We start from the raw sequence: 8,096 nt of genomic DNA, 5'->3' as shown, positions 1-8,096 counted from the left end.
ACTGATAATTATTTATAACTTTTAATTCTCCTGGTATACGAATTTTTTCTGCCTATATAATCAGTCAATAATTTCTAGCTTATTACTGATTACTGACTGCTAGATACTAACAATTATTTATAACTTTTAATTCTCCTGGCGGACTAATTCTTTCTGTCAAGATAATCAGTTAATAACTTATAGCTGATTGCTGACCGCTGGATACTGACAATTATTTATTGCTAAAAAGTAACAGATTATTGGTATAATAATATTTTTATTCATTTATCTATTTATTTTGAACGAAAAATTAGTTTAGTAAAAAGCAAAGATTCTGATAGAGTTAATCATGTAGTTACAAGTTCTCAAGGTTAAATAATCTATGGCAATTAAACTGTATGACCTAGTTACTGCCGAAGAAAACAGAGCTTTTAGTCCCTTCTGCTGGAGAAGTCGCATGGCTCTAGCACACAAAAATTTAGAAGTAGAAATTATGCCCTGGCGACTGACAGAAAAAGAGGCTATCACTTTCTCTAATCAGGATAAAGTTCCTGTAATTGTTGATGGAAATAAGGGAGATAAAGTAGTTGTTGACTCTTGGAATATTGCTAACTACTTAGAGGAAACTTATCCGGATAAACCTTCTTTATTTGGCAGTGCTGAAGCCAAAGCTCAAACTATGTTTATCGACTCTTGGAATGGTAGTCTATTAGGAGTTTTAGTGCCAATAATAATATACGATGTATTTGAAAATCTTGACCCTAAAGACAAGCCTTATTTTCGAGAAAGTCGTGAAAGTGTTTTTGGTAAGTCTCTAGAAGAATTTAAAGATGTTACAGAAGACCAAATAAATAATTTTATAACTTTCTTAGAGCCTTTAAGAAATACTATAAGTCAGCAATCTTTCTTGGCAGGAGAAACACCAAACTATGCTGATTATCTAGTCTTTTCAACTTTTCAATTTGCTCGTTCTATATCTCCAAAAAAAATATTAGAAACTAGCGATCCAGTTTATGCTTGGCGAGAAAAAATGCTCGATTTATTTGATGGCATAGGACGCAAAAATTTGGGTTTTAATTAACATTTTGCTTGGGAACATCTATCTAGAAGTCAGAAGTGACCTCGTTAATAATTTAACTTCTGACCGAAAAATTTAGGTAGTTACGTCTCTTATTTTAAGAGAGTAAAAAAAAGAAGATTCCGTATTTAAAGCCTCCTTATTCCACGAGGTACTGATAACTGTTTAGCGTTCCGCACAACTTTCCTATCGGAATGCTACGCAAACGTTAACGCTGCGCGACATGGAAAGCAGAGCATTCCCTATACGAAAAAACGCAGTTCCTCTGCAAGAAGCTAACTGTTAACGTTAACGTTAGCGAAGCTCCTCTGCAAGAGGCAGTTCCTCTGTTTTGCTGACGCAAAGCTCCGCTAACGCTCCGCGACATGGAAAGCGGAGCAGTCCGTCAGGATAAAGGGCAGCTCCTCCGCAGGAGGCAAGAGGCTAACTGATAACTGAAATGACTTCTGACTTCATTAAACAGTTATCAATTAAATCTTTTTTCTAGTTTGCTCAAAATAATAAAGTAAGAATTTAACTTCTGACTTCATTAAACAGTTATCAGTTGAATATTTTTTCTAGCTTGCTCAAAATAATAAAGACAGAATTTAACTTCTGACTTCTAAATTAAAACTTCAGAATAGCTGTCTCTTGACTCCTTTTTCAATAGAGAATTAGACAAAAATTGGAGATTGTTTAAATTATGACTATTGATTTATATTACTGGCCGACTCCTAATGGTTGGAAAGTAAGTATCATGCTCGAAGAAACGGAAACTCCCTATAATTTAATTCCTGTTAATATTATGGCTGGAGACCAATTTCAACCAGACTTTCTCAAAATTAGTCCTAACAATAAAATGCCTGCTATTGTTGACCCTAATGGTCCTGATGGTAATCCTATTTCTATCTTTGAGTCAGGAGCTATTTTGCTTTATTTAGCAGAAAAAATAGGTTGTTTTATTCCAGAAAATCCACGAGAACGCTACACTACTATTCAATGGTTAATGTTTCAAATGGGTGGCGTCGGACCAATGTTAGGACAAACTCATCATTTTCGTCAATATGCACCGGAAAAAATTCCTTATGCTATTGAAAGATACACAAATGAAGCATCTCGTTTATACCGAGTATTAGATCAACAACTATTCCAATTTGAATATGTAGCCGGAGATTATTCTATTGCCGATATGGCAATATATCCTTGGATAATATCCCACGAAAAACAAGGGCAAAATTTAGCAGATTTTCCTAATTTAAAGCGATGGTTTGAAACTGTTAGTCAGCGACCTGGGGTGACTCGTGGTTTAGCAGTTTTAAATGAGAGTCGGATCAAAAATATGGATGAAACAGCAAAGGAAAATCTCTTCGGCGCTCGTCAGTTTCAGCGGTAATTAACTATTAGTTTTTATTGGGTAAGTAAATATTTTTCTGCACTAAAAAATTTTGTAGAGATGTTCCATAAAGCATCTCTACAAATCTTATTCAGACTGCTAAATTTTCTCCATAAAAATTTATTAGTTTGCTAAATATGGTTAGTTTATGTCAGGAGAATAAATTAGTGCAATAGGCTCTTGTAATCAATGAAAAATTCAGAAATTTAATCAGGGAAAATATCAGGATGTGGTTATTTGTTTTGGTTATGTTGTATATTTGCATCCCGAATTTGTTTGCATATTATTATCGAGATTTAGATTATATTCAGTTGGAAAATTATGGAGAAGTGGTTGAAGATTTAACTAAGGTTGTACAGTTAGATTATAGTCGCGCTCCAGCATATAATTATCGAGGTAATGCCTATTATAAATTTGCAAAATCTCAACAAGCAGTTGATAATTATGAGCAGGCAGTAAAATTGGGTTTGAGTGAAGCAGTTATAGCAATTCCCACAAGGAGTAAGGTAGAAAATTCCTTTGTTTTGGGAGTAGGGAGTAGGGGAGTAGGGTAGGAGAAAAACAACTGTACTTCCCATGCTTGAGAAACGCGATAACATCTAGATATTGCTTTGAGTATTTAGGAAGAAAAACAATGGGAAACTCCGGAGAAAATACGCCGTGAAAAAATCAAACAACAGCAACAACCACCTCACTAAAGAAATATGGCTTGAAGAACTAGGAGCAGTATTTACTTTTGGGGTAGTTACTATCAACAACTCCGGGACAATAATTAATTTTACCCCCGGTTCTGCTAGGCAAAAAATAGAAGATTTAGGTAATGGTATTAAATTTAGAAATGGTTTATGTTCCAGGGGAAAGTTTTCTAATGGGGTCGCCGGAAGATGAAGAGGGAAGAAATAATAATCAAAGTCTGCAACATCAAGTTATATCATGTCCGTTGGTATTGTTTGTGTAAAAGCTGGGAATATCTACCATATTTAATTTTACCTTCTCTTAAAGCTTCTTCCTTCTTCCTTCTCTCCTAGATAACTAAAGACTTCTTCCTTGCCGAATTATTAATTATTAATTATTAATTATTAAATAATTCTGGTTTAAAGCCTCCCCTTGGATAGGGGAAAAAAAGTGCTAGGATATTTCCTTATCTTCAATTCCGTAACGGTTTTAACCAGAGGTAATTATCAATTATCAATTATCAATTATCAATTAATGAACTTCACTATACAATACCGATGCTACCGGACATGGTATTACTCTTCAACTCAGAAAAACTATATCTCTAATACCATTTTGAAAAAAGAATGTTACGAATAGTTAAGAGCGATAAAAAGACTTAACAGGAGATGTCCCTTGGACAAAAAATATGATGTATGACCTAAAAAACTATATTAAAGCCATTCCCATGCGACTCCGTACGGACGCCCTTATGCAACGTCCCTACCTCCTGACTCCTAAAAATTACCCTAGCTATTTGTAGCAAACATTTATCAAACTGGTATAAGCAAAAATTTTCCATCTGACAACTGTGAGCGATCGCCTCAAATTACAAATTAATTATCATTTTCTGGGGCTTCAAAAAAATGTCCAAGTTTTAAGAGAGTAGTCATGTTGCATCCTGCCAAAAATTGTGATAGAGTTAATAAATTTGATTTAACTCGTACCTAAGCATGACTTTTTATTCAACCAAGAAAAAAATACCTCCAAGAGAAAATTGATGTGTGCTCGAAAGGTGCATTCTTTTGTTAATCTCCCCAAACATCCCAAACATCCCAAACATCCCAAACATCCCACACCCCAACACTCACCCTAAGCCAAATCAAACAGGTAAATCTTTTCGTGGTTTAAACCTCTCAATCTCCCGTAACTTCTGATATATCTCCAACTCATCCTGACTAGGTTCCTTCGGAGTGACAATCTTAATCTCCACCAACTGATCCCCACGATCGCCCCTTCCATCAGGATACCCCTTACTAGCAAGTCGTAAACGTTGACCAGAAACAACCCCCGCCGGCAACTTCATCTTCACCCAACCATCCAAAGTCGGAACCTCAATATCCCCACCCAAAACAGCCTCCACAGGAGTAATAGGCAACTCACAAAAAATATCCGCCCCCTCCAACTGATAAAAACCATGAGGAGCAACCGTAATCTTCAGATACAAATTTCCCCCACCAAGACCTTGATTTTTCAGACGAATTCTTTGACCACTAATCATAGCTGCCGGCATATTTACCTCTATCGACCGCCCATCTTCCAAGCGTATTTTCTCAGTCCCTCCCACATAAGCCTTTTCCAAAGGCAAAGTCAACCTAGCCTCAATATCCTTTTTTGGTTCCCGTTCCGTTGCTTTATAAACAGCCTTTTTCTGACCAGGACGATAAACATTTGATGGCTGAGCTTTTGGTTTTGTTGCTGTCGCTGGAGTTCTAACTTCCCGACGACGACCCAACAATTGGTCTACAAAAGTATTAAAATCTGAAAAATCACTAACATCAACATCCTTCTCTGACTTACCTCCATTCCCAGAAAGATTATCTCCCCAATTTCTAAAATCAGGAACCCGCACCCCCATCCTACTAGCAATTCCCTTCGGTTTCCAATATCGAATAAACTTATCGTACTCTAACCGTTTCTCTACATCTGATAAAATATCGTAGGCTTCATTAATATCTTTAAACTTTTCTTCTGCCTCTTTACTGCCTGGGTTTACATCTGGATGAAATTGTCGCGCCAGTCTCCTATATGCTTTCTTAATTTCATCTACTGAAGCATCTTTAGAAACATCTAGAATCTGATAATAATTCCGAAAGTTTTGCATCTACTAACTTAAACTTATAAATAGTGTTAACTATAAATATTTTCTCTGACTCCTTCAACCAAAATGGTAGCAGATGTTAGACTTCTCACTTGAAAGCAAAAATACAGCTATTACAGCAGTACGCAAATAGGCTAGGACATTGGTCAGTCCTGTTTGCAGAGCATTTCAGTAGGAAAAACTTACTCAGAGATTACTTTTGAATTTTGAATTTCGACTTGCGCATAGGGGTATACCAATTCAATTATAAAATTCTCAAATATAGTCACAGTCAGAATTTAACTTCTGAATTCTGAATTCTAAATTCTAAATTCAACTATCTCCTCCCCAATCTAAAATCCACAATATTTACAGCCAATCATCATCATTATCATCCCAATCTTTACTTTGATAAGAACGACTAGGACGATTAGAACTGACTCGATCAGGAGGACGACTATAAACTCTAGTTTCATAATCATAACGCTCCCTAGGTTTACGATCGTCACCAGATATTGTCCGGCGTACAGAACCAAAGAAATCATCATCACCTTCTTCAGAGGTGTAAATTGAAATCTCACGCTTCAAATCATAGAGAGCATCTTGTAAATCAACCCCCACCTGATCGATACCCCGCTCATCATCTTGTTCCAAACTATCCCGCAGTTCCCTAATCAACATCTCAATGCGTTGACGACTTCTAGCCGCAAACTGCATCCCATAATCCAAGGCCACCTCTCGGAGTTGTCGTTCTGCTTGAAAGGCCAAAGCCTCAGCCCGGTTACGCTTATCTACCCGCTCCCGCTTGAGTCGGTCTGCTTCAGCAAATTTTTCCGCATCCCGAATCATCTGACTAATTTCCTGCTGACTTAAAGTAGAAGCCCCTTGAATAGTAATACTTTGAGACCTACCAGTAGTTTTATCCATTGCCGTAACCTGCAAAATACCATTGGCATCAACATCAAAAGCTACTTGTACTTGAGGCACACCCCGTGGTGCAGGAGGAATACCAGTAAGCTTAAATTTTCCGAGAGACTTATTATCAGCAGCTATTTCTCGTTCTCCCTGAATAATATGAATTTCAACTAAAGTCTGATTATTTTCAGCAGTAGAAAAAATATCAGAACGTCGAACTGGTATAGTAGTATTCCGAGGAATGAGTTTTTTCATAACTCCCCCAATAGTTTCTAAGCCCACAGACAATGGAGTAACATCCAAAAGTAACACATCTCGTACATCACCACCTAAAATTCCAGCCTGAATAGCTGCCCCCACTGCCACAACTTCATCAGGGTTAACTCCCTGATTTGGTTCTCTATCTATCAGAGAGTAAACTAAATCTTGAACAAAAGGAATCCGAGTTGAACCACCAACTAATACTACCTCATCAATCATAGAGGGACTTATACCAGCATCTTTTAAGGCCATTTTTACAGGACGTCGGATTCTCGGAATTAAATCTCCACAAAGCCCTTCAAATTGTGATCTAGTCAGCCTAGTTTCCAGATGCTTAGGGCCATCTGCTGTGGCAGTAATAAAAGGGAGATTAATTTCTGTTACCCCAACCCCAGATAATTCAATCTTGGCTTTTTCTGCAGCCTCAGTCAGCCTTTGTAAAGCTTGACGATCGCTCCTCAAGTCTATTTCTTCTGCCTCTAGAAATTGTTCGGCTAACCAGTCTACTACTCGTTGGTCAAAGTCGTTACCCCCTAGTTGAGTATCTCCACTGGTAGCCTTGACTTCAAATACTCCATCTCCTACTTCTAAGATTGAAACATCAAATGTACCTCCACCCAAATCGAACACCAGAATTACCTGATTTTCTGTATTTTCTAATCCATAAGCCAGAGATGCTGCTGTTGGTTCATTGAGAATACGTTTAACTTCTAGGCCCGCAATAGTCCCGGCATCACGAGTAGCTTGTCTTTGGGAATCATTAAAATAGGCTGGTACGGTAATTACTGCTCCTGTTACCTCCTCTCCCAGATAGCGACTTGCTTCATCTGCTAGTTTCCGCAGTATCATAGCTGAGACTTCTTCTGGAGCAAAATCTCGTTTCATTCGAGGACATTTGATTTTGACGTTGCCGAATTCATCCCTACGAATGGTATAGGGAACACGCTTTGACTCTGGGGATAGTTCAGAGTATTTACGTCCAATGTATCGTTTGACTCCGTAGAAGGTGTTCTGAGGATTCAGAACTGTTTGCCTTCTGGCCATTTGTCCCACTATTCGTTCTCCTTCCTTCGTGAAGCCAACTACAGATGGTGTTGTCCGCATTCCTTCTGAATTAGCTATTACGATTGGTTTTCCGCCTTCCATGACGGATACTACGGAGTTTGTTGTACCCAGATCTATGCCGACTACTTTGCCCATGCCTTAGTTTTTTTGTTCTATCCTTTTGTTAATTATTTTATCGTGTCAAATTCTTTGGTCTTTTGAGGATTGCCTCACTATACTAATCTATATTAAGGGCTCTCTTGTTATAGGTAAGACATTTTTGATGGAGGATTTAAAAATTTTAAGTAGTTATGCAAAATTAATTAGATATAAAATTTATATTCAAAGCTTGTTTACGAAGGATAAGGATTATAGATATACAAATAATTTTGCCTAGGTACTTAATTAGGAATTATACAATATACCATACATATAGCGTTCAAAACTCAAACGTTATAGTTTTTCAACTCTATATATTTATAATATCTTTGTGTAAGTCACCATCTATGATACTTAATTAGAAATTATACAATATACCATACATATAGCGTTCAAAACTCAAACGTTATAGTTTTTCAACTCTATATATTTATAATACCTTTGTGTAAGTCACCATCTATGATACTTAATTAGGAATTATACAATACACCATA

6 protein-coding genes are annotated in these 8,096 nt (G+C 37.0%); 4 read left to right on the top strand and 2 right to left on the bottom strand.

Annotated features, from left to right (window positions below; translation table 11 throughout):
* Nucleotides 1-361 precede the first annotated feature (361 nt).
* The 4 genes from ACP6PK_RS20575 to ACP6PK_RS20560 all read left to right on the top strand — a co-directional run bounded on the left by ACP6PK_RS20575 (nucleotide 362) and on the right by ACP6PK_RS20560 (nucleotide 3,317).
* The gene (locus ACP6PK_RS20575; protein WP_426562198.1) at nucleotides 362-1,060 is read left to right on the top strand and encodes a glutathione S-transferase family protein; all 699 of its coding nucleotides are present in this window, start codon (nucleotides 362-364) and stop codon (nucleotides 1,058-1,060) included.
* 679 nt (nucleotides 1,061-1,739) lie between these two features.
* A complete protein-coding gene (locus ACP6PK_RS20570) occupies nucleotides 1,740-2,429 on the top strand; it encodes a glutathione S-transferase N-terminal domain-containing protein (RefSeq protein ID WP_426562196.1) in 690 nt (229 codons plus the stop codon).
* A 227-nt stretch (nucleotides 2,430-2,656) separates the two neighbouring features.
* Nucleotides 2,657-2,983 carry a tetratricopeptide repeat protein gene (locus tag ACP6PK_RS20565; protein WP_094672025.1) on the top strand — a complete coding sequence of 109 codons (327 nt, stop codon included), beginning with the start codon at nucleotides 2,657-2,659 and terminating at the stop codon, nucleotides 2,981-2,983.
* A 106-nt stretch (nucleotides 2,984-3,089) separates the two neighbouring features.
* Nucleotides 3,090-3,317, top strand: a complete 228-nt coding sequence (locus tag ACP6PK_RS20560; RefSeq protein ID WP_094672026.1) for a hypothetical protein — start codon at nucleotides 3,090-3,092, stop codon at nucleotides 3,315-3,317.
* A gap of 928 nt (nucleotides 3,318-4,245) precedes the next feature.
* On the opposite strand, the gene ACP6PK_RS20555 is transcribed toward ACP6PK_RS20560, so the two are convergent.
* Nucleotides 4,246-5,247 (bottom strand): DnaJ C-terminal domain-containing protein, encoded by a 1,002-nt coding sequence (locus ACP6PK_RS20555; RefSeq protein WP_426562193.1) that lies wholly within the window; start codon nucleotides 5,245-5,247, stop codon nucleotides 4,246-4,248.
* 345 nt (nucleotides 5,248-5,592) lie between these two features.
* Complete coding sequence (gene dnaK, locus ACP6PK_RS20550; protein WP_426562191.1) at nucleotides 5,593-7,599, bottom strand: molecular chaperone DnaK; 2,007 nt, start codon at nucleotides 7,597-7,599, stop codon at nucleotides 5,593-5,595.
* Nucleotides 7,600-8,096 lie beyond the last annotated feature (497 nt).

Origin of the sequence: Dapis hubbardiae BLCC-M172, from assembly GCF_050016015.1 — a bacterium.
GTDB lineage: Bacteria > Cyanobacteriota > Cyanobacteriia > Cyanobacteriales > Microcoleaceae > Trichodesmium.
The sequence above is the reverse complement of the archived record's forward strand: the minus strand, read 5'-3'. Positions and strand labels throughout refer to the sequence as shown.